Source organism: Streptomyces sp. NPDC037242 (genome assembly GCF_055604165.1).
In genome coordinates, this window is the sequence record NZ_JBVJUY010000054.1 from 1 (window position 1) to 21,715 (window position 21,715).

General features: G+C 69.8%; 16 protein-coding genes. 8 read left to right on the forward strand and 8 right to left on the reverse strand.

What is annotated here, in order from left to right:
* Positions 1-102 precede the first annotated feature (102 nt).
* The 3 genes from ACZ7GJ_RS37020 to ACZ7GJ_RS37030 all read right to left on the reverse strand — a co-directional run bounded on the left by ACZ7GJ_RS37020 (position 103) and on the right by ACZ7GJ_RS37030 (position 5,035).
* Entirely contained in the window at positions 103-3,447 is a 3,345-nt protein-coding gene (locus ACZ7GJ_RS37020; protein WP_470758246.1) for a CARDB domain-containing protein, read from the reverse strand.
* Positions 3,448-3,896: 449 nt separating this feature from the next.
* Positions 3,897-4,367, reverse strand: a complete 471-nt coding sequence (locus ACZ7GJ_RS37025; protein WP_470758248.1) for a DIP1984 family protein — start codon at positions 4,365-4,367, stop codon at positions 3,897-3,899.
* A gap of 92 nt (positions 4,368-4,459) precedes the next feature.
* A complete protein-coding gene (locus ACZ7GJ_RS37030; RefSeq protein WP_470758250.1) occupies positions 4,460-5,035 on the reverse strand; it encodes a dihydrofolate reductase family protein in 576 nt (191 codons plus the stop codon).
* A gap of 163 nt (positions 5,036-5,198) precedes the next feature.
* Between ACZ7GJ_RS37030 and ACZ7GJ_RS37035 the strand changes: the two genes are divergently transcribed.
* The gene (locus ACZ7GJ_RS37035; protein ID WP_470758251.1) at positions 5,199-5,669 is read left to right on the forward strand and encodes a Dps family protein; all 471 of its coding nucleotides are present in this window, start codon (positions 5,199-5,201) and stop codon (positions 5,667-5,669) included.
* An 84-nt stretch (positions 5,670-5,753) separates the two neighbouring features.
* On the opposite strand, the gene ACZ7GJ_RS37040 is transcribed toward ACZ7GJ_RS37035, so the two are convergent.
* The gene (locus tag ACZ7GJ_RS37040) at positions 5,754-6,245 is read right to left on the reverse strand and encodes a GNAT family N-acetyltransferase (protein ID WP_470758252.1); all 492 of its coding nucleotides are present in this window, start codon (positions 6,243-6,245) and stop codon (positions 5,754-5,756) included.
* Positions 6,246-6,573: 328 nt separating this feature from the next.
* On the opposite strand from ACZ7GJ_RS37040, the gene ACZ7GJ_RS37045 reads away from it, so the two are divergent.
* From ACZ7GJ_RS37045 to ACZ7GJ_RS37055, 3 genes are all read left to right on the forward strand, one after another.
* Positions 6,574-8,097 (forward strand): phosphodiester glycosidase family protein, encoded by a 1,524-nt coding sequence (locus ACZ7GJ_RS37045; protein WP_470758253.1) that lies wholly within the window; start codon positions 6,574-6,576, stop codon positions 8,095-8,097.
* A gap of 120 nt (positions 8,098-8,217) precedes the next feature.
* Positions 8,218-8,769 carry a translation initiation factor IF-2 gene (locus ACZ7GJ_RS37050; RefSeq protein WP_470758254.1) on the forward strand — a complete coding sequence of 184 codons (552 nt, stop codon included), beginning with the start codon at positions 8,218-8,220 and terminating at the stop codon, positions 8,767-8,769.
* The gene (locus ACZ7GJ_RS37055; RefSeq protein ID WP_470758255.1) at positions 8,766-8,960 is read left to right on the forward strand and encodes a hypothetical protein; all 195 of its coding nucleotides are present in this window, start codon (positions 8,766-8,768) and stop codon (positions 8,958-8,960) included. The genes ACZ7GJ_RS37050 and ACZ7GJ_RS37055 overlap by 4 nt, the downstream gene beginning before the upstream one ends.
* A gap of 19 nt (positions 8,961-8,979) precedes the next feature.
* Here ACZ7GJ_RS37055 and rph read toward each other — a convergent pair whose 3' ends face one another.
* Together rph and ACZ7GJ_RS37065 are read right to left on the reverse strand one after the other, a co-directional pair.
* Positions 8,980-11,679 (reverse strand): rifamycin-inactivating phosphotransferase, encoded by a 2,700-nt coding sequence (gene rph, locus ACZ7GJ_RS37060; protein WP_470758256.1) that lies wholly within the window; start codon positions 11,677-11,679, stop codon positions 8,980-8,982.
* A 138-nt stretch (positions 11,680-11,817) separates the two neighbouring features.
* The gene (locus ACZ7GJ_RS37065; protein ID WP_470758258.1) at positions 11,818-12,540 is read right to left on the reverse strand and encodes a TetR/AcrR family transcriptional regulator C-terminal domain-containing protein; all 723 of its coding nucleotides are present in this window, start codon (positions 12,538-12,540) and stop codon (positions 11,818-11,820) included.
* Between the two features lie 182 nt (positions 12,541-12,722).
* Between ACZ7GJ_RS37065 and ACZ7GJ_RS37070 the strand changes: the two genes are divergently transcribed.
* Positions 12,723-14,327, forward strand: coding sequence for a CocE/NonD family hydrolase (locus tag ACZ7GJ_RS37070; protein WP_470758272.1), 1,605 nt, complete (start codon positions 12,723-12,725; stop codon positions 14,325-14,327).
* A gap of 15 nt (positions 14,328-14,342) precedes the next feature.
* On the opposite strand, the gene ACZ7GJ_RS37075 is transcribed toward ACZ7GJ_RS37070, so the two are convergent.
* Positions 14,343-15,380 carry a PP2C family protein-serine/threonine phosphatase gene (locus ACZ7GJ_RS37075; RefSeq protein ID WP_470758259.1) on the reverse strand — a complete coding sequence of 346 codons (1,038 nt, stop codon included), beginning with the start codon at positions 15,378-15,380 and terminating at the stop codon, positions 14,343-14,345.
* Positions 15,381-15,493: 113 nt separating this feature from the next.
* Positions 15,494-16,138, reverse strand: coding sequence for a dihydrofolate reductase family protein (locus ACZ7GJ_RS37080; RefSeq protein ID WP_470758260.1), 645 nt, complete (start codon positions 16,136-16,138; stop codon positions 15,494-15,496).
* Positions 16,139-16,988: 850 nt separating this feature from the next.
* Between ACZ7GJ_RS37080 and ACZ7GJ_RS37085 the strand changes: the two genes are divergently transcribed.
* The 3 genes from ACZ7GJ_RS37085 to ACZ7GJ_RS37095 all read left to right on the forward strand — a co-directional run bounded on the left by ACZ7GJ_RS37085 (position 16,989) and on the right by ACZ7GJ_RS37095 (position 21,554).
* The gene (locus ACZ7GJ_RS37085) at positions 16,989-18,224 is read left to right on the forward strand and encodes a serine hydrolase domain-containing protein (RefSeq protein WP_470758261.1); all 1,236 of its coding nucleotides are present in this window, start codon (positions 16,989-16,991) and stop codon (positions 18,222-18,224) included.
* A gap of 550 nt (positions 18,225-18,774) precedes the next feature.
* Positions 18,775-20,724: an RICIN domain-containing protein gene (locus ACZ7GJ_RS37090; RefSeq protein ID WP_470758262.1), complete on the forward strand. Its 1,950-nt coding sequence runs from the start codon at positions 18,775-18,777 to the stop codon at positions 20,722-20,724.
* 182 nt (positions 20,725-20,906) lie between these two features.
* Positions 20,907-21,554 (forward strand): hypothetical protein, encoded by a 648-nt coding sequence (locus ACZ7GJ_RS37095; protein WP_470758263.1) that lies wholly within the window; start codon positions 20,907-20,909, stop codon positions 21,552-21,554.
* The last annotated feature ends 161 nt before the right edge of the window (positions 21,555-21,715 follow it).

Below are 21,715 nucleotides of genomic sequence, written 5' to 3' on the forward strand. Positions count from 1 at the left end.
CCCCCCCCCCCCCCTCCCCCCCCCCCCCCCCCCCCCCCCCCCCCCCCCCCCCCCCCCCCCCCCCCCCCCCCCCCCCCCCCCCCCCCCCCCCGCCCGGGCGGGTCAGTTCGCCCCGCCGCTGATCACGAACTGCGACCCCGGTTCGACCAGGACGTCCCCGTCGGCCGAGCCCGTGATGGTGACGTTCGACAGGGTCGCGCTACCGCGCGCCCCACCGTGGGCGCGGATGCCGGCTCCGTTGTTGGACTTCTCGATGTGTACGTTGGTGACCTTCACGTCGGGCGTGCTGCCCCCGCCGGTCTTGAACTGGATTCCGTCGTAGGTCGAGTCGTGGATGTCGGTGTCACGGATGGTGACACCCGGGATGGGCAGGTTGGCCGCGAACAGTGTGATCGCCCCGAACTCCTGGGCCTCGCCCCAGAAGGCGCCGCCCGTACGGAACAGCCCGTTGCCCGAGATCAGGGTCTGCCCGGAGAAGGGCAGCGGGTCGTGGTCGGTCGCGAGCATGATGCCGGGGTAGTTCATGGTGTCGTAGATCAGGTTGTTCTCGATGGTGTTGCCGTAACCGCCGTACAGGGCAATGCCGTTGGCGCGCCACGGGAGCTGGATGGTGTTGTTGCGGAAGTGGTTGTCGTGGCCGATGTCCACCGACTGGTCCTTGACGTACTTGCTGGACCACACCGCGAGGGCGTCGTCTCCGGTGGTGCGGAAGGAGGAGTTGAAGACGGTCGAGTTGCGCGTGCCGTTGGCGAGGTTGATGCCGTCGGCGTAGGTGTCGCGGATGCGCATGCCGCTGAACTCGATGCCGTCGCCGGGACCCCACAGGGCCGGGATGTTGTCGTAGTCGCGGCCCACCCAGACGCCCACGTTGGCGTGTTCGATCCACACGTTGGTGACCTTCGTGTTCTTGCCGAAGCGCCCGTTCAGGCCCACGCCGCCCTCGGCGTTGCCGTCACCGCCCCGGATGGTGCCCGAGCCGAAGATGGCGATGTCGGAGATCTGCGTGTTGTCGTCGATGTCGAAGCCGAAGTTGCCCTCGTGCGGGTGGTTGATGCCGCCCGCGTTCTGCGGCGCGGTCAGCGTGTAGAGCTGTGAGTACCACATGCCCGCGCCGCGGATGGAGACGTTGCTGATGCCCACCTGGTTGAACTGGCCCCGGTTCAGCGGGTCGTCGGTGAGGATCTTCTGCTCCTGGCGCCACTGGCCCTGCGGGATCCATACGCAGGCGATCTGGCCGTTCTGGTCGGCGGTCACCGCCTTCTGGATGGCGACCGTGTCGTCGATTCCGTCGTTGGGGATCGCGCCGTAGTCGGTGATCGAGGTGCACTCGGCGGGCTTCGCCGCCGCCGGGGCCACCTGCTCCAGGTCCACCAGGTCGATGACGTAGTACGCGGCCGTGTCGCCCGCGTCGCGCTGGAGGCGGAAGGTGGTGCCCGCCGGGTAGCTCTGCGCGAGGAGCGCGTGGGACTCGTCGAAGAGTCTGCGGGCGTCACCGCCGGGGGTGTTGGTCAGGCCCTCGGGGCTGTCGGTACTGCCGTAGAGCCAGCTGTACTTGGAGGTCAGGTCGAGCTTCTGGGCGAAGGCTCCGTTGATGTAGAGGCTGATGGTGGCGTCGGCGCCGCCCCCGCTCGCGGCATCGGGGACGGAGTTGCGCACGACGATCGAGTTGGCCGCGCCCGTCGAGGTGAACTGCACGTACTGGCCGGTCGAGGTGAGGCGGACCGATTCGCGGCCCGAGGACTCGGTGGCGAAGTTGGTGTGGCCGAAGGTGCGCTTGGCGTCGCTCTGCAGCAGGGTGCCGGTGTAGGTACCGGCCTCCGCCTCGTACTCGGTGTACGGGAGCGCCGCGCCCCGGCCGACCACCACGGCGCGGGAGTAGCTGTTGTTGCCCTCGTTGGTTTCGGTGACGAGGGAGGTCCCGTCGGCGGTGGCCGTGAGGGTGGCTCCGCCGCTGACCGCCCTCCAGGTCCCGTTGATCGGCACGTTGACGGTCGCTCCGGCCGCGATCGCCGGGGTGGGGCCGCCCAGGGTGGTGGTGCCCGCGACGAGCCGGGTGACGGTGCCCGCGCTCACGGCGGTGGTACCGCGGTTGCGTACGGCCACGGTGAAGGAGACCGGTGCGCCCACGGCAGGGTTGGCCGGGTCCGTGGTGATGGAGAGGGCTTCCAGGTCGGGGCCGGGGGCCTGGCCGACGACGAGCTTCGCCGCGGCGGTGCGGCTGTTGTTGGTCTCGTCCTGCTCGACGACGGTGCCGGCCGGGTCGACGACGGCCGAGACGGTGTAGCTGCCCATCGGGCGCTTGCCGGCGGACACGGAGACGGTGGTCGAGGAGCCGGCGGCGAGGGCGCCGATCGGGGCGCTGCCCGCAACCGCGCCTTCGATGCTGACGTTGAGGGAGGTGGCCGGGGAGGCGACCGTACCGGCATTGCGGACCGTGGCGTCGACGGTGACGGCGTCGCTCTCGGAGGGGGCCGCCGGGGACCAGGAGAGGTCGGTGACGCCGAGGTCGGGGTTCGGAGCGGGGGCGCCGATGACCTGGAACTCGGCTGCCTGGCCGCCGCCGGCCCCGGTGTTGCCGGAGAACACCAGCCGGACGTCGGCGACTCGGCCGGTGACCGGGACGGTCACTGTGTTCTGGTTGCCGGCCGGGCTGAACGCGTAGTCGGCACGGGCCTTCAGGGAGGTGAAGCCGCTCGCCGACTGCTCGCGGCCCAGGATCTCGAAGCTCTGCGTGCGGTTGGACCAGGCTGGGTCCGGGTTGAGCCTGAGGACCACCACGGTGACATCGGCGTTGGAGCCGAGCTTGACCGTCAGCGTGGACTGCTGGCCGGCGGCCTCCCAGTAGGTGCTGACGCTGTCGTCGTTGGCGTTGGACGCGACGAACGACTGGGTGGTGGAGGAGGCCTCGATGGGCTTGGCCTTGGCCAGGTTCACCCCGGTCGGGGGCGGGGTGCCCGGGTCACCGGGGTCCCCCGGGTCACCGCCGCCGGCTGCCGCATAGACCTCGAACTCCGCTATCTGGGCGGCCGGCCAGCCGGTGTTGCCGCTGATGCTCAGCCGCACCTGACGCACGGTCGTGGCGGCGAAGGCGATGGTCACGGTGTTGGACCGGCTCGGGTCGAACACCCGCCCCGCGGAGGCCGACAGCGTACTGAAGGTGTTCCCGTCCGTGCCGCCCTGGACGCCCAGCGTCTCGGTACGCGCCTCCCACGAGGCGGGCAGCTTCAGCACCACCTGGTCCACGGAGACGCTGCTGCCGAGGTCGACCTGTATCCAGTGCGGGAAGGCGCCCGAAGGACTCTCCCAGTACGAGCCCTGATTGCCGTCGGTGGCCGCCGCGGCACCGTACCCGCCGAGGGAGCCGCTCGCGGTGACCGTCTTGCCGAGAGCGAGGTTGGGGCCGCCCGCAGCGGCGGCGGAGCCGGCGGGCACCAGGCCGAGGGCCATCAGCCCGGCTACCAGCAGTCCGGCCAGCAGCCGCAGGCACGATTGCCGTGATTTTGCGCAACACTCTTTGATTTTTGAGTGATCTGATTGCTGATATGCAGTCATGGCGCCACAGGTTTCTCTCAGTTGCCGCGTTTGTCAACGCCTCGCGCACACAAGGACGTTGAGCAGGGCCCCGAGAACGACACAGCGCCCGGGCCGGGAGCTTGAACTCCCGGCCCGGGCGCCGTCCTGCGATGCGGATGCCCCGAACCCACCCTCGTCACGACCGGATCTGCACGTGGTGATGAAATGTGCGCGATGCGCTGTGACTCGTCACGCTGCTGAGCTGCACTGTCATCTCGGGAGTCGAACCCGATGCGCTGCTCTCCGCGCGCCAGCCGGGCCGGTAACCGCCGGCCCTCGGTTGTGCACGCCTCCGGAGCAACTACCTGCTCCGCACCGCGGTCTCAGTCCAGGAGGTCGGCCTCCCAGTTGGTGCGCTGGATGCGTACGTCGATCTCGCGGATCTCGCGGGCGGCGTCATCGGCGCGGGCACGCAGCTCGGCGACCGGCAGCGCGGGGAGCACCATCAGCTCGGAGCGCAGCTGACGGCCGTAGCCTCGGTCCCCGCTGCCCGCGGCGGCATCGGCGGCCGAGGTGAGCACGGAGTGGCGCAGGCGCAGGGTGTCGCGGCGGGCGAGGGCGTCGGTGAGGGTGCCGTCGGCGCCCATGTCGACGGCGGCGTTGGTCCGGTTGATGCGCCGGATCAGGGACTCCAGGGCGTCGAGGGTCTCGGTGACCTCGGCCAGCAGCCCGGCCGGGTCCTCGGCGGGGGTCTCGCCCTCTTGGTAGCGGGCGTTGGCCACGATACGGGCCCGCAGCTGTTCGACGCGGCGCGCCGCCTCCGCGCGCTCCGCCAGTGCTTCGCCGAGCTTCATCGTTGTAGGTCCCGTCCCCTGGTGCCGTACGCCATGCGGCACTGACGCACCGCTGCGCCGATCACCCTACGTCACTCCACGCCCCGGCCCGCCTAAGGCGCGGACGGGCGCGCCACGCGATAGCGGAGGTAGACGACCTTTGAGCTGAAGGTGCGGGTCTCGACGAGTTCCAGGTCCACCCGGCGCTCGCTCCGGGGGAAGAACGGAATGCCACCGCCGACCAGTACCGGGTAGACCACGGCCTGGTACTCGTCGATCAGATCCGCCGCGGCCGCCTCGGCGGCGAGGGTCGCGCCGCCGATCGCGATGTCGCCTTCACCCGGCTCGGCCCGCAGCCGCTCGATCTCCTCCGCCAACCCACCGGAGAGCAGGCGGGCGTTGCCTTGCACCGTCGACAGCGTGGTGGAGAACACCACCTTGGGGAGCGGATTCCAGAGCGCCGCCCATTCAAGGTTCAACGCGTCGAGCGATGCATCCTGTTCGGCGGTCTCCCAGTACAGCATCGTCTCGTACAGCCGTCGCCCCAGCAGGTGGACGTCGACGCGTTGAATCTCGTCGATCCAGAAGCGGAAGACGTCCTCACCGGGGTCCGTCCAGTCGAAGGTGCCGTCCGGCCCGACGATGTAGCCGTCGAGTGACACGCCCATCGAGTAAGTCACGCTGCGCATCAGAACTCCTCACCTTGGGATCAGGTTCGACACTACGACCGCCGGCCGCCGACGCCTTCGCGGCGGGCCCGACCACCACTCCCCTATTGCAGGACTTTCGTCCCTTCTGGTGTGGTTAGACAGGATCTAGGGTGATATTGAATCCGTAATCAGGAGGAGTCGCATGTACACAGTCGAGAGCACCCTTCCGGAGAGCGACCTGAAGGCCGTCGCCGGCGCCCTGCAGGGATCGCTGGAGGACCTGGCCAACCTCACCCTGGCGGCCAAGCAGATCCACTGGAACGTCGTCGGACCGCGCTTCCGCTCCGTGCACCTACAGCTCGACGAGGTCGTCGACACGACGCGCCTGCACTCGGACGCGGTCGCCGAACGGGCCGCGACCCTCGGCGTCCCTCCCGATGGGCGCGCCGCGACCGTGGCACGCAACGACGGCATCGGGGCGGTGCCCGAGGGGCGGGTCAGGGACACGGACGCGGTACGCACCATGGTGCATGCGCTCGGCGCCGTGATCACGCGAATGCGGGAGCGTATCGAGGCGACCGGGGACGCGGACCCGGTGAGCCAGGACCTCATCATCAGCATCACCGCGGACCTCGAAAAGCACCACTGGATGTTCCAGGCCGAGAACGGCTGACCACTACCACCGCACCACTCAGTCGCGGGAGCCCGCCTGTGCCAGAAGCAGGCGGGCTCCCGCTTCGCCCTCAGCTCACGCCGGTCAATCGCATGCTTCGGTCTTGAAGGTACGCAGCCCACGGCGCTGGTAGTTGGGCAGCGCGTTCGGGTTGTCTTCCGAGGACGTGTGCAGCCATACGCGGCGCACGCCCGGCACCAGTTCCCAGCCCTGCCGGATCGCGAGCGTCAGCGCATGGCCGCCGAGGCCCTTGCCGGTGAACTCCGGCAGCAGCCCGAACGTCCTGATCTCGACGTCGGCGCCCGCGTGGAGGTCGTAACAGACCACGCCCGCGGGCTCGTCCGCCACGGTCAGCAGCCAACACGTCAGGTTCGGATGCTCGACGAACCAGGCCTCCCACTCCTGCGGGCTGCGGCGGGCGCTGCGCCACTGGTAGGGCGCTCCGATCCTCGCTATCAGGTCGGGAACCAGCGACAGGTCCCCATCAACGGCGACGAGCACCATGCCCGGGACCGGATCACCGGGAACCAGTTGGGTTCGGTCCGTCATCTCGACGTACGTCACGATCTTCGTCACCCGAGGAAGGCTACGTCCCTCCGGACTCGATCTCCAGGCTGGCGAGACCTTCATGTCAGTCGCACTATCGCAGCAGCTACGTAAGCTTCGCTCGGGCGGAAGTGATCAACCGTTCCCTGGTCCCCGCCCTGGTACCCCTTGCCTGCCTGTTCTAGGAGTCCTGAGAGTGAAGCGAGTACGCCGTATCACGGCCTTGACTGTTGCGCTGGGCGCGATGGCCACCCTTTCGCCTGCCACAGCCACAGCCACAGCCACGGCCACCGCCACTGACGCCGCAGCACAGGCCGCAGTCGGTCGTATGCCGTTGGGGCCTGCGTACTTGCAGACCGTGGCGAAGGCTGTTCCGACGCAGACGCCGGGCATCACGTACGAGAAGTACACCCAGGGCCAGGCCACCGACACGTGGTCGGTCGAGCTCCTCATCAAGCAGCCCAGTACCTGGTCGGCCGGCAACAGGGAGCTCGCCGATACCTTGGTCGCCGATTTGAAGGCCAAGGGCTTCACCGGCCGGGTGGACACTCGGGAGCTCCCGGCCGGACCGGGCGTAGGGGCAGGCCTGCCGCGGCAGCACATGGTGCGCGTGGGCTCCTTCGACCCTGACCGGCCTTCGGACGCCGACGCACTGCTCAAGTCGCTGCAGGAGGCCGGATTCACCGGGCGGACCGTCTACACGGCACAGGACGGCAACGACAGTACGGGCCCGTGGGAGGTACGGGTCGTGAGGATCGACCCGTCGGCCGCCGTCACGTTCAAGGCCGTCCACGGAAGCGACATCGCCTCGGCCCAGACGGTACGGGACATGGGCGAGGCGGCCGGCGCCCTGGTCGCGGTGAACGGCTCCGACTTCGACATCGAGTCGACGAACAATCCCTCGTTCTCCGGCTTCGGCGGTGATCCGCAGGGCCTTTACGTGCAGGGCAACAGCCTGCTCAGCGAAGCCAACAACGGCCGGACCGCACTGCTCCTCGAGGGAGCAGGAGCCCGGGTCCGGGTCGACGAGGTCAGTTCGCACACCCAGGTGACCGCACACGACGGCGCGGTTCAGGTGATCGACGGCATCAACCGCGTACCGGGACGCAACGTCGGCTGCGGCGGTGTCGGCGAGGACCGCCGCAGGAACGGCAAGGACGAACTCGTCCCCGAACTGCGGCCGGTGCGCAACGCCTTGTGCGTGGACGACAACGAGATCGTCATCTTCCGTCCGGAGTGGGGCAGCAACACACCCCCGCCGCGAGAGGGCGTGACCAACAGTGTGGACGTCGTCATGGACGGAAACTGGGTCGTCAAGGACGTCCGCACCCCCGCCGGCGGCTCCGTCCCCGCGGGCAGCCGGGTCATGCAAGGAATCGGCACCGGTGCGGACTGGCTGCGCGCCCACAGCGTGACCGGAAAGTCGTTCAAACCGGGTACGAGCATCACGGATTCCCATGGCGTGCCCGTGACCAGCTCCTCCTTCTCCGCCGTGGCAGGCGGCGGGCCCGCCCTGGTCCGCAACGGGGAGATACTGGTCAACGCCGACGCCAACGGCATGCTCAACCCCGACAGCAACGTCGCGACGAACGGCGTCGTGCAGCGCCACCCCCGCACCCTCGCCGGGGTCACCGCAGCCGGGGAACTGCTGCTCGTGACCGTGGACGGAAGGATGCCGCAGAGCAGCATCGGCGTCACCGTGCATGAAGCCGCAGCCGTCATGAAGTGGCTCGGTGCGAAGGACGCCTTGAGCCTCGGCTCCGGGGGCGACAGCACCCTTCTCATCGACAACACCCTCTACAACCGCCCCATGGACAGTTGGCGGGCAACCGCACCCACCGAGCGCAAGGTCGGCAACGCGGTCGTGGTCGTCCAGCGCTAGCGATCGTGTCGGGCCCGTCGGCAGGCTGACGGGCCCGCCCACCGGCTGAGTACGATCACCTACCCCCGCCTGAGTACGTGAGCGGTGGCCCGCCGCGCACCGCGCCGCAAGGGTGGACGCATGCGCCGACTACTGCTGCTCGCCCCGCTGCTGCTGTTCACCGCCGGATGCGGGGTGGTGCAGTCCGCCGAGGACGAGGCGACGGACGGCGCACGGGAGGCGGCCAGGAAGGCGGGCGAGCGGCTCTACGGCCAGCGTCCGCGCACGGCGGAGGAGGTCGGACGCTCGGCTTCCGGCATCGACGGGGTGGAGGTACTGCGGGTGACGGGTACCTCCACACACGACGGGGACGGCGTCGACCTGGTCATCCGCACCTCCGGCTCGGCGTACAAGGGATGGCTCGCCCCCGAGGAGGTCTCCGTACGGCGCTGTTTCACGGTGCAGGTGTCGCCCGAGTCGGAGTGGAGTGCGGATCCCCGTGACGTGGACTGCCCCGATGGCCCTGCGATGACCTTCGCCCCGCCGCCCGAACCGCCCCGGCTGCCGTACGAGGAGCTCCGCGCGAAACTTCCCCGGGTACCGGACGGCGGCCAGGTCGACGAGGCCGAGGTGCGCCGTACGCTCGCCGCCCTGAACCTGGATCCGGCGATCCGGCGATCCGTACCGAGGTGAAGGCGGACGGCGGCCGGGTCGGCGTCCTCCTGTCGGTCAAGGGCAACGGCTTCGACCCGCAGGACTGCCTGCTCGCCCGCGTGGACCCCGGCGCCACCGAGGTGTGGGTGCCGCCCCGGATCCACAGGATGCCCGGAGAGGGCGGCTGCACCGTCGGCAACGCCCTGAACCCGAAACCGTCACCCCACTGAACCGTCACCTCACTGACCGTCAGGACAGGATCTCGATGTAGCCGTCGGTTCCGTGGACGCGGATCCGCTGGCCGTCCTGGATGAGGTGGGTGGCGCGGTCCACTCCCACGACGGCGGGCAGCCCGTACTCGCGGGCGATCACCGCTCCGTGGGTCATCAGACCGCCCACCTCCGTCACCAGGCCGGCGATCCCGAGGAACAGCGGCGACCAACTGGGGTCCGTGAAGGGCGTGACCAGGATGTCACCCGCTTCGAGATCGGCCTGCGCGATGTCGAGGACCACACGGGCCCGTCCCTCGACCGTCCCGGCGGAAACCGGTACGCCGATCAGGGCGCCGGCCGGGGCGTCGTCGCGCCGGTAGGACCCGGTGAGGGCCTCGCCGTCCGAGGTGAGGACCCGGGGCGGGGTGAGCGCGTGGTGGGCGCGGAACGCTTCCTTGCGCTGTTGGACGAGTCGGTCGTCCACCTGGTTCGAGCGCACCGCGTCGTGGAGTTCCTGGAACGTGAGGTAGAAGGCGTCCTCCGCGGTGGCGAGGACTCCGGCCCGCACGAGGCGTCCGGCTTCCTTCAACAGGGCCTGCTTGTAGAGGAAGTAGCGGGCGATGATGCCGTACTTCGGGTACTCCCGGTACCCGATGAAGGTACGGACCCGGTCGATCATCCCCTGCGTCTCGGCGGCCTTCCGGTCCCCGTCGGGCAGGGCCCGCAGGCGTGACAGCACGTCCTGCTCCATCTGGCGGGCCCTCTTGCGTCCCTGCTCGAAACGCTGCTCGGCGGCGCCCGGCGCGAAGTTCCGTACGTTGTCGAGGATCGCGGGCAGGAGCGCGGCCGGGCGTTCGCGCCAGCGCGGCCTCGTGATGTCGATCTCGCCGACGCAGCGGATGCCGTAGAGGTCGAGGTACGCCTCGATGGCGTCGCGTGCTTCGGTCCCGCCGGGGAGCTTGGGCAGTTCGTCGAGGAAGTCCTGGCCGCCGGCGTCCTGGTCCTTGGCGTCCTGGTCCTTGGCGTCCTGGTCCTTGGCGTCCTGGTCCTTGGCGTCCTGGTCCTTGGCGTCCTGGAGGAACGCCACCACCTCGGGCAGCGGGCGGATCACGTCCGCGACGTCGAGCAGCGCCAGTCCCATCTCGGACGTGATGTTGTCGGGGGCGGACAGGGTGAGCGTGTCAGCCGCGTTCTTCTCGCCGAGCCATTCGAGCAGCTTGTCGTTGAGCCACCACGTGGCCTCCATCCCCGCCATGATCGCCTGAATGCTCAGCGGATCGCTGAGGACCTGCCGGTGTTCTACGAAGGCCTCGTGCAGGAGGTACTCGAACAGCGCGGGCCCGCTCTTCTCCCCGATGCCGTGCTCCAGGGCGGAGATGGAGGCCCGGCTGCGCTCGATCAGCCCGCTGACGACGGCCGGATCGGTCGCGATGGGGGCGGGCGCACCACCACCGCCGGGAACGGGAACGGGGTCGGGCTCGGGGTCGGACGGTACGAAATCGCCGCGGTCGAGGACGGTTTGGAGAGCATCCTTGATCAGCGGATCGCCCTTCTCCATGGCGTCCAGCAGGGCAGCGCGGCTCGCGGGCGCCGCCAAGCGCCGGGTGACGTCGACGAACAGCCGCCCGCCGGCCTCGTGCATCGGGACCATGGCTGTGAGCTGCCACATGGAGGAGCCCAGGGGCTTCATGGGGTCGGTCATCATCTGCCCGTGGCCGACGGAGACGTAGACGCGGTTCTCCTGGTCGCCACCGCCTCCGCCACCATCGACCGGGACGGGGACGGGGAACAGCGTGGTGATCGGCCGGCTCTGGACGATCCGGAACTCGTCGCCGACCAGGCACCACTCGATGTCCTGCGGGCAGCCGAAGTGCGCCTCGATCCGCCGCCCCAACTGCGCGAGCCGCACGGCCTGCGCATCGGTCAGCGCAGGCTCCTCCTGCCGCTCCGCGTCGATCGCCGCTTCGCGCGTACCGCCGGTTGGCAGGGCGTGAACAGCCAGGTGTTTGGCGGCGATCGTCCTGGCGACGACCTCGCCGTCCCTCACCTTGAAGACGTCCGGGTTCACCAGGCCGGAGACCAGGGCCTCGCCGAGGCCGAAGCCGGCGTCCACCGTGGAGACCTTGCGGTGGCCCGTGACGGGATCGGCTGTGAACAGGATGCCGGAGGCGTCCGGGAAGACCATCCGCTGTACGACCACGGCCATGTGGACCGTCCGGTGGTCGATGCCGTTGCGCTGGCGGTAGGTCACGGCCCGCTCGGTGAACAGCGAGGCCCAGCAACGGCTGACGTGCCGGAGGATCTCCGCCGGCCCCATGACGTTCAGGTACGTGTCCTGCTGCCCGGCGAACGAGGCCGTCGGCAGGTCCTCCGCCGTCGCGCTGGACCTGACGGCGTAGGCGGCGTCCTCTCCGGACCGGGAGAGAGCGTGGGTGATCGCCGTCGCGACATCGAGGGGAACGGCGATGTCCTCGATGGTGCGGCGGATCTGCGCGCTGAGCGTGCGGATCGCCTCTCGGTCGTCCGGGTTCACGCGCGAAAGCTCATCGAGCTGGTCGTCGAGCGACGGCGCTTGCACCGTCGCCTGCCGGAAGGCTTCGGTCGTCACGCAGAAGCCGTCCGGGACCCGGATGCCTTCGATCCGCGACAGCGTGCCGAGATGCGCGGCCTTTCCGCCGACGAGGGCGCCCTGTGGCGCATCGATGTCTCGGAGTTCCAGCACGTACTGATCAGTCACTACGGTCCCTCATCCTTGCCCGACACCCGGTACGAGGGACGATTCTGCGCCCTGCCCGGGGCCTTGCGGCAAGCCCCCCAGTGCGCTATAAGTTGAGAGTGGCAAGGAGAGCTCTCTCCTTGCCTTTTGTTTTTGTCCTCAGTCGGTATCGAGGCCGTCGATCAGGCGGTTGAGGAACCGGGTGAAGGTGGCCTCGGGGGCGAGGGGCCGTCCCGGGGCGGAAAGGGCCTCGGCGAGTTCCGGGTGGCGGCCGTCGGCGGCGACGGCGGCGAGGTAGCGGGCCACGGCTGCGCCCCGGTCCGGTGATCGTGAGACCGCGGCCTGCGCGATCTCATGGGCGACGTGCCCCGCCACGAATGCCGTGGTCTGGGCGAAGACCTCCAGCTTCGCCGCACCGTCCAGCCCGGTGGGCCGCAGGACGGCGAGCACGTGTTCCAGGAAGGCCAGCGTGTTGGGGCCCGGAACGCGGCGGGTGGTCAGGGCGGCGGGCAGCCAGGTGTGGCGCAGCATGTGGGCGCGCTGCAGATGTGCCACGGTCTTGAGATCGGCACGCCAGTCGCCACTGGGCGGGTCCGTGACCGTGAGTTCACCACTGACGTGGTCGACCATCAGCTCCAGCAGCGTCTCTTTGTCGGGGGCGTAGCTGTAGAGGGACATCACGCCCGCTCCGACCTCGGCGGCCACGCGTCGCATGGTGACCGCGTCGAGTCCTTCCGCGTCCGCCAGAGCGACGGCTGCCGCGGTGATCGCCTCCCGGCTGAAGGAGGGCCTACGGCCCCTGCGGGGCTCGGGCTCGGCGGGACGCAGCCAGAGCTGTTCGGGATCGACGCCCTCGGCACCGGGCTTTCCGTCACTGGGCACGGCCTCGCACTCCTTCCTGGTTGTCGGGGCGGCTCTTGCCAAGGTCATCCAAGCATGCTCTATTCTCGTACATCGTACGAGAATAGAGGAGGGTCACCATGCCATCACGCACGCCCGACGCCGCCACCGCCAGGCCGGCCTGGCTGCCGCCCGCCGGAAAGCCGCCACTGTCCTCACGGATGATGAGGGCGACCTGGCGAGGCCTGCCGGCCAAACGGCACGAGGCCGGATGGGAGCCGGGGCTGGTGGTGCCGGCCTCCGACGGCAGCCCGTTGATCACCGACCACTACTTTCCGCGCGCCCAGGGCGACTTCCCCACCCTCCTGGTCCGCTCCCCCTATGGCCGAGGCCTGCCGTGGTCGCCCCAGTACGGCCTGCTCTTCGCCGAACAGGGCTTCCACGTGGTCCTGCAGAGCTGTCGCGGCACCGGAGGTTCGGGGGGCGCGTTCGACCTGTGGCGCAACGAGCCCGCCGACGGCCGGGCCACGGTGTCCTGGCTGCGCGAGCAACCCTGGTTCAACGGAACACTGGGGACCATCGGCCCCAGTTACCTGGGCTACACGCAATGGGCCCTCGCTTCGGACCCGCCGCCGGAGCTCAAGGCGATGGTGGTGCAAGTAGGGCTGCACGATCCGCACGCCCTGTTCCACAAGGACGGCGCCCTGCGCCTGGAGAACGCCCTCGCCGTGGGCGTGGGCATGAACTACCAGCACCAGGGCATGGCACCGTTCCTCAGGGCGACACTGCGTCTGCAGCGCCGCCTGCGCCAGGTCACCACGGCGCAGCCCCTGCGCGGGGCGTACGTGTCAGCCTTCGGCAGCGAACTGCCCTGGCTGGACGGCGTGATGGCGCACCCGGATCCCGAGGACGCCTACTGGCGCGGCGCGTCGATGGCGGAGTCGGCGCAGCGGCTGCGCGTGCCCACGGCTCTGATCGCCGGATGGCACGACATACTGGCCGACCAGACCTTCGAGCAGTACGACCGGCTGCGCCGGGCCGGGTGCGAGACCGCCCTGCTCGTCGGCCCCTGGACCCACACTTCCGCCCTGCAACAAGGATGGCCGGCGGTATTCGCCGAGAGCCTCGCGTGGCTGCGCGCCCACCTGTGCGCCGATCCCTCCGGCCTGCGCCCCACTGCGGTGCGTGTGCACATCGGCGGCGAAGACACCTGGCGGGACCTCGACGAATGGCCGCCGGCCGCGGCCGCCGTCTCCTGGTACCCCGTTCCCGGCGGGCACCTCACCCGGCAGGCCCCGACGGACTGCGCACCCGTGACGGCGTTCCGCTACGACCCGGCCCAGCCCACGCCCTCCCTCGGCGGCCCGCTGCTCTCCCGCACCGCCGGTCCCCGGGACAACGGCACCCTGGAGGCCCGGGACGACGTCCTGACCTTCACCGGCCCACCACTGACCGAGCCCGTGGACGTCCTCGGCCCCGTCTCCGCACGGCTGAGCATCTCCACGGACACCGGACACGCCGATGTCTTCACCCGTCTGTGCGACGTGGACCCGCAAGGCCGCTCCGTCAACGTCTGCGACGGGCTGGGCCGGCTTCGGACGTCCGGCTCGGCATCCTCGCAGGTCACGGTGGGGATGAGTACCACCGCCCATCGCTTCGCCGCAGGGCACCGTATCCGCTGGCAGATCAGTGGAGGCGCCCATCCGCGCTACGCCCGTCCTCCCGGCACAGGGGACTCGCCGCTGGACGCCACCGCCTTCACACCGGTACGCATCACGGTCCACACGGACTCGGCGTTGATGCTCCCCCGCAGCTCCGGGGGCGCGTGATCCGGACTGCGTGCCTCAGGGCTCGCACAGGCGTACGGCGAGGGCGGCGATGTCGTCGTCAAGGCGTCCTCTGCTGTAGCGGAGGAGATCGCGGTGGAGAGCGGTGAGCAGTTCGCGGGGCGGTGTGGGGGGCTGTCGACGCATCCAGGCCGCCAGCGGGAAGAACTCGCCGTCGCGGGCGCGGGCCTCGGCGATGCCGTCGGTGTAGAGGAGCAGCAGGTCGTTGGGGGCGAAGTCGAAGGTGTCGATGGTGTACTGATCACCGATCAGCTCCGAGAGGCTGAGCAGTGGCGATGGGGTGACGGATTCGAGGACGCGGAGTCTGCCGCGGTTCAGGAGCAGCGGCGGAGGGTGTCCGCAGCTGAGGACGTCGATACGTCTACCCTCGTGCGGGATCTGGACGAGCAGGGCGGTGGCGAAGCGCTCCATCGGCCCCTCGGGGGGAAATGCGGCGTTGTAGCGGGTGCTGCTGGCGTCCAGCCTGCGTGCGACGTTGACGATGTCGGCCTCGCCGTAGGCCGCCTCCCTGAAGGCGTTGACGATCGCCGCGGCCGCCCCCACCGCGGGCAGGCCTTTGCCCCGCACGTCACCGATGAGGAGCCTGACCCCGTACGGCGTGTCGATCACCTCGTAGAAGTCGCCGCCGATACGGGCCTCCGCGGCGGCCGCGACGTACAGCGACTCGATCTCGATGCGGCCGATGCGCTGTGGCAGCGGGCTCAGCACCACCTGCTGCGCCGCGTCGGCGACGAGCCGTACCTGGAAGAGCGTGCGCTCCCGCTGGAGCCGGACGTGGCTTCCGTACGCGGCGGCCACGGTGACGGCGATGATCCCCGCGGCCGTCCACCACGTCCCCAGGTCGGGGAAGACGAGGCTGAGGCCGATCATCAGCAGGAGGCAGGCCGTCCCCAGCAGGACGGTGGGGAGCACCGGCCACATGGCGGCGGCCAGGGCCGGCGCCGCGGGCAGGAGGCGGCTGAAGGCCATTTCCGGCGGAGTGGTGTAGGCCAGGCTGGCGATGACGACGGTCAGGATGACCGGCGACAGCCGCACAAGTCTTCCCCGGCCGCGGCGCCTACGCGGCCGCGACCGTCCAGACTCGATCACACTTCTCAGAGTATCCGCGCAATGACGACATAGCGCTCTGACGAAGGTGCGGGACGGCCTCAGCCGTCGCTTCCGACACCGCGATCCGGTGCGCTCATGTCGCCCGTCGCGGGAATGCCGTCCGCGAGCCCGTAGCGCAGGTACACCGTGCCCTTCGGGCTGGCCAGCGGGGCTGCGAGGAGCGTGACGTTGGTGGGCACCGCACCGCCGTCGAACACCTTCTTCCCAACGCCGAGCACGATCGGGTGCAGCCAGAGATCGAGACGGTCGAAGAGCTTCTCGCGCAGGAGGGTCTGCACGAGGTTCAGGCTCCCGACGACCTTCACGTGCTCGTGCCGCTCACGGATCTCACGCACCGCGGCGGCGAGGTCCGGGCCGAGCTGCGTGGACCCGGCCCACGGGAGGTCGGGCCTGCTGCGGGAGGCCACGTACTTCGGGACGCGGTTGAAGAGCGTGGCGATCTCGTTGTCCTCGCCACCCTCCTGGTGAGGCCAGTAGGCGGCGAAGATGTCGTACGTCCGCCGGCCGAGCAGGAGGGCGTCCGCGCCCTCGTACGCGGCACCGACCTGCGCCCCGGCGACCTCGTCCAGCAGGGGCGCCTGCCAGCCGCCGAACGGGAACCCCGCCGGGTCCTCGTCGGGCCCGCCGGGCGCCTGCCCGACGAGGTCGAGGGTCGCGAACAGCTCGATGTGGATGAGGCCCATGGCTTGCTCCCGATGAGTCGGTTGTCTCCGTCAATAGATAGACCTGCGGATGCCCGCAGACTCATCGCCACGAGGGAACCGGCCGCACCGGGTCGGGTGGTCCCACGTCACGCTCCGCGACCGCTGGGACTGTGACTACCACCGCCCATCTCCTGCCCGATATCGGGCAGGAGCAGGCAAGAATGCTCTTGTAATCCCTGCGGAACGGCGTGCATCGTAGGAACGGTCGAGCGAATATGGCGGTACCCGATCAAGTCAACGGGGGGGGCGAACGGCGACCGCCCTGTTCGCGGTGCGCGACAGCACGGGCAAGCTCGACTCGGGGAAGAACACCCGCAGATTCCGCCGGATGCCCGGCCTGCTGGAGTTGCGCTCCCGCTACCCGGACGGGACGGAGCAACCCGAGCTGCTGGATCCGCACGGCGCGACCGTGGCGGATCCGACTGCCTACCAGCGACGACCTCCACGTGGAGCGGGACGAGATCGAGGAGTTCCTCGCCGAGTGCGAGGCGATCCGCCCACACCTCGACCACCTTGCCGGACAAGGCGGTTACGACGCCGACTAGAGGCCAAGCGCTTCGACAACATCGTTGCCGCTGCGCTGCGGGCCAGAGCCGAGGGCGGTGGGATCGCGGTCTGGTGACGGTGAGCCGGGACTGCCGGCCACCTGGGGTTCACCCCACCCCGGCGGTGGCGTTATCGGCACGCCCGGCATGGGTGTAGGCACCATGGGCCGGGTCGGCCCGTCGTGACTGAATGATCTCGGGGCGCGGCTCCGGTGGGGCATCTCCCGCCGGACACCTGGTCGTTGTGTGCCCCGGATCGTACACATCGACGTGAGGCCTTCACCGTGACGCGCATACGCACCTTCGCTTCCGCCGCCCGCTCCCGCTCCGGCGCCCCGCGCCGGAGCGTCGCTCTGGGCGCCCTGGCGGTCGCCGTCCTGGCGACAACCCTGGCGGCTCCGGGCGCGGCGGCCTGGGCCCAGCCCCAGCTCCAGTCGCCGAGCCCGGCCGGTGATTCCGCGCGGGTCGGCACCCAGAAGGCACTGGACGAGATCGTCCGTATCGAAGGCGTGGTCGGCGCCCAGGCCACACTGGTGAACGGGAAGCAGCGGACCACCCTGAGCAGTGGAACCGCCGAGCGCGGCACCGACCGGCCGATGCCGGAGCAGGGCTACTTCCGGATGGGCAGCAACACCAAGACCTTCGTCGCCACCGTGGTGCTCCAACTCGTGGGTGAGGGCCGGATACGACTGGACGACAAGGTCGAGAAGCACCTGCCGGGCCTGGTGCGGGGCAACGGCAACGACGGCCGGAAGATCACCGTCCGGCAGCTGCTCCAGCACACGAGCGGGCTGCCCGACTACGCACCTCATCTGCCCGTCATCTCTGGCGAGGAGCAGTTCCGGGAGCACCGCTTCGATCAGTACTCGCCGCGCGAGCTGGTCGCCATGGGCCTGAAGGACCGGCCGGTCTCCGAGCCCGGCGGCAAGTTCTCCTACTCCAACACCGGCTACATCCTCGTCGGCATGATCATCGACAAGGTGACGGGACGGCCGTGGAGCGAGGAGGTCCACGACCGGATCATCGAGCCGCTCCGCCTGCGGCACACCTTCTCCCAGGGTCGCGACCTCGGCCTGCCCGAGCCGCACGCCAAGGCCTACATGCAGTTCAAGCCCGCCGGGGCACTGGTCGAGAGCACCGAGGTGAACATGTCCTGGGGCAGGTCGGCCGGAGACCTCATCACCACCTCGAACGATCTGGCGCGCTTCTGGCAGGGGCTGCTCGGCGGGGGGTTGCTGAAGCGCGAGCAGCTGTCGGAGATGCAGCGCACGGTCCCCGTTTCCACCGGAGCGTCGGGGGTGACCGAGCGGGCAGGGCTCGGGATCTTCTGGCGCGAGCTGAGCTGCGGCGGCGGCTACTGGGGCCACGGCGGAACCACCCTGGGCCATCTGAACACCAACGGCTTCACCGGGAAGGGCAAGCGGGGCGCGATCGTAATGCGGTCGACGAACCTCGCGATGGAGGACCGCGACGGGCGCACCGATCGACTCATCGACCAGGCGCTCTGCGCGGAGGAGTGAGGACCGGTCGAGGATTGTTCCCTTGAGCAAAGAGGCCACTGCTCTCAACCCGGCCGGGCGCAGCGGAGCAAGGATGCCGGATGAGGTTGGCGTGTCCCTGACTCAAGATCATAGCCCGGGATCCCATTGAGTTCAACCGTAGTTGATTTTGCATCAACTTCCCTCCGGATTGCTCGATGCGACGCACCCGGCCCCCTCTAGCCGAGGAAGTCCTACCGCACATGATGCGGAATTCGCGACTCCATCCGTGCGGGTCTCCCCACTTCAGCGCCCGTGTCCGTGCTCACAGAGGCCCGAGTTGACGAACCGACAGGCAGGCGGGATATCTTGCGCCAATCATTCACATCTTCAATTGCCGATACGCGGAGGGTTCAACCGCTCTCCTGAATGGCTTTGGCGCAACGCCCTTCGGGCGGTGGCGCGGGTGCTGCCGGCGCCGAGCGGCCCGTGGGACACGCACCCGGGCTGAGCTCCTTCGCGTACCGAAAGGAACAGCATGTCAGCAAACGGTTCACGCACTGCGTGGGCTGCCACTCTGCTCACCACCGCGGTGGCAGGTGGACTCCTCACCGCCGGCCCCGCCGCAGCCCTCAACGGCAGCGGCGTGACGAGCGGGAACTATGCCTTCACCGCCAACCTCAACGTCGGCGACAAGTCCGCCTGCACGGGCGCACTGGTCGACGCCCAGTGGGTGATCACCGCGGCGTCCTGCTTCCGTGACGGCACCGCGCCGCTCGCGGCCGGAAAGCCGGCCGTGAAGACGACCGTCACCGTGGGGCGCACCGACCTCACGCAGCCCACGGGCACCGTGGTCGAAGCGGTGGAGCTCGTGCCGCACGCCGACCGCAACCTGGTGATGGTCAAGCTCGCCTGGCGGGTCGTCGGCGTCGAGCCGGTCAAGGTCGCCTCCACCGCCCCGGCGGTCGGCGAGCAGCTGACGTCGCTCGGGTTCGGGCGGACGAAGACGGAATGGGTGCCTCAGAAGCTGCACTCGGGCGTCTTCGCCGTGACCTCCCTCGACGGTGGCGCCCTCGGCCTGGACGGTGTCGACGGCGCGTCGATCTGCAAGGGCGACGCGGGCGGTCCTGCCGTACGCCAGAAGGACGGCGCCGTGGAGCTGGCGGCCGTCAACTCCCACTCCTGGCAGGGCGGCTGCCTCGGCACCGACCCGGCGGAGACCCGTACCGGCGCCCTGGACGTCCGCGTGGACGACGTGGCCGGCTGGGTCAACCAGGTCCGCAAGACCACCCCCGAGGTGCGCCTGGCAAGCCTGGTCCCCCAGGTAACCAACGTGATGGCGACGGGTGACTTCAACCGCGACGGCCGCACCGACGTCGCCGCCGTCACCACCGACGGCAACCTGCACACCTTCGCCGGGCGGCCCGACGGCACCTTCGAGTACGGCCGCCCCATGTGGAAGGCGGACGGCACCTGGGCCCCCGCCACCAAGATCATCGGCGGCGACTTCAACGGCGACGGCATCACCGACATCGCCTCCGTGTGGAGCAACGGCAACCTGCGCCTCTACACCGGGCAGTCCGACGGCACCCTGGCCGCGGGCAAGTCGATGTGGATCGACGAGACGACCAACTGGAACAGCATGCTCCAGCTGGCCCGGTTCAAGGCGGACAACTCCGGCCGCGACGGCCTGATCGCCGTCTGGGGAACGGGCACCAAGGGCGCCCTGCACTCGTACACGACCGGCACCAACGGCCTGATGACCGGCCAGCACCGCAACATGTGGCGCGACACCACGTGGCAGGGCATGCAGAAGGTGGCCACCGGGGACTTCAACGGCGACGGCCGTGACGACGTCGTCGGACTCGCCAGTGACGGAGCCCTGCGGCGCTACAACGGCAACGCCTCGGCCGGTCTCGACGACGGCGTCTCGATGTGGCAGGACAAGACCTGGAACGGCATGCCCGTCGTGCTGTCCGGCGACTTCAACGGCGACGGCAAGAACGACCTCGGCGGCCTGTGGAGCGACCAGCAGCGGTTCAACTTCTACAAGGGCGACGGCAAGGGCGCCATCGCCTTCGGCGTCAACGCCTGGCCGTCCCCCCTCCCGCTGCCGGCCGCCGGTCTCCTGCGCAACGCCAACAGCGACAAGTGCCTTGAGATCGTGAACTCCAGCAAGGACAACGGCGCCGACGCCCAGCAGTGGGCCTGCGGCAGCCAGCCCGGCGCCAAGTGGGAGTTCCGGGCGACCACCACGGCCGGCGTCTACGAGATCGTCAACGCCAACAGCGGCAAGTGCCTGGAGATCGTCAACTCCAGCAAGGACAACGGTGCTCGGGCCCAGCAGTGGGCCTGCCTGGGCATACCGACCCAGCGCTGGACCATCACGCAGGCCGGCAGCACCGTCGGCCTGAACATCACGAACGTCAACAGCGGCAAGACGCTCGAGATCAGCAACTCCAGCAAGGACAACGGCGCCGCGGCCCAGCAGTGGAGCCACGCCGCCGACCCGGCCTTCGCGACCCAGACCTGGAACCTGTAACCGGTCTGACCGGCCCGGCACCTGGCCGGGCAGCTTCCTGTGGCGGCCGCCCTCACACCGGTGAGGGCGGCCGTCCTGGTGTTCGTACGCTACGCGGCTGCGACGGCGACGGCGACGGCGACGGCGACGGCCGATTACGATCACGGGCAGACATCCCCTGAGGAGCGAAGGAGCGACGCTGCATGGCGATCGAGAGGCCGGGCCGGCCCGAGGACCTTCCGGCGGCCGAACTGCTGTGGGCCCGCTGGGCCTTGGCCGCCGTACTGGAGGCCACGGAGGAGGCGGAGACGCAGGGCGTCCACCGCATCGGCACCTGGATCGACGCGCAGGGGCTGCGCCTCGACGACTGCGGCTGCACCTGGTGGACCCTCGCACCGATGGGGCAGGGGCGCTACGTGCTGTACGGCGAGGACGAGTCCAGCGGCGTCAAGTGGCACGAGCCCGCGATCGACATGCTGGCGCAAGGCCCGGACTGGCTTCCGTACGAGCGGCTACGAGGGCTCCTGGAAGGCTGGGAACTGGGCTGCGTCTACTGGTACGAGGACGGCACCTGGGCTCGCGCGCCCTATCCGGACGGGTTGCAGGACGACGGCCTCGACTGCGGCATGAGCCGCTTCGTGGTGCGCGAGGAGACGGTCCGCATGCTGGCGGGCCTGGAACAGGGCCCGTCCTGGGGGCAGGCGTCCGAACTGCTCGCCGCAGCCGAGGCCTACCACCTCACCGTCCCCGGCCTCGAAGCGGTACTCGACGCCGCGGACGTCCACGCGGCGGGAGACCGGCAGGCCGCTCTACGGGCACTGGAGCGCTCCGGCCTGTCTTCCGCGCGCTGACGCCCGCCGGGCCGGACCCTTTCGCTGCGCTCGGGTGCGGCCGGGCCGCTTTCGGACATTGTGCCCGATGTACGCGGGGCAGAGCGTGTGCCCGGCTTTTGCGGGCAGGCGAGGGCTGACCACAGCCATGCACCGCCTCCGGGCCGGGCTCCGGCCGAACG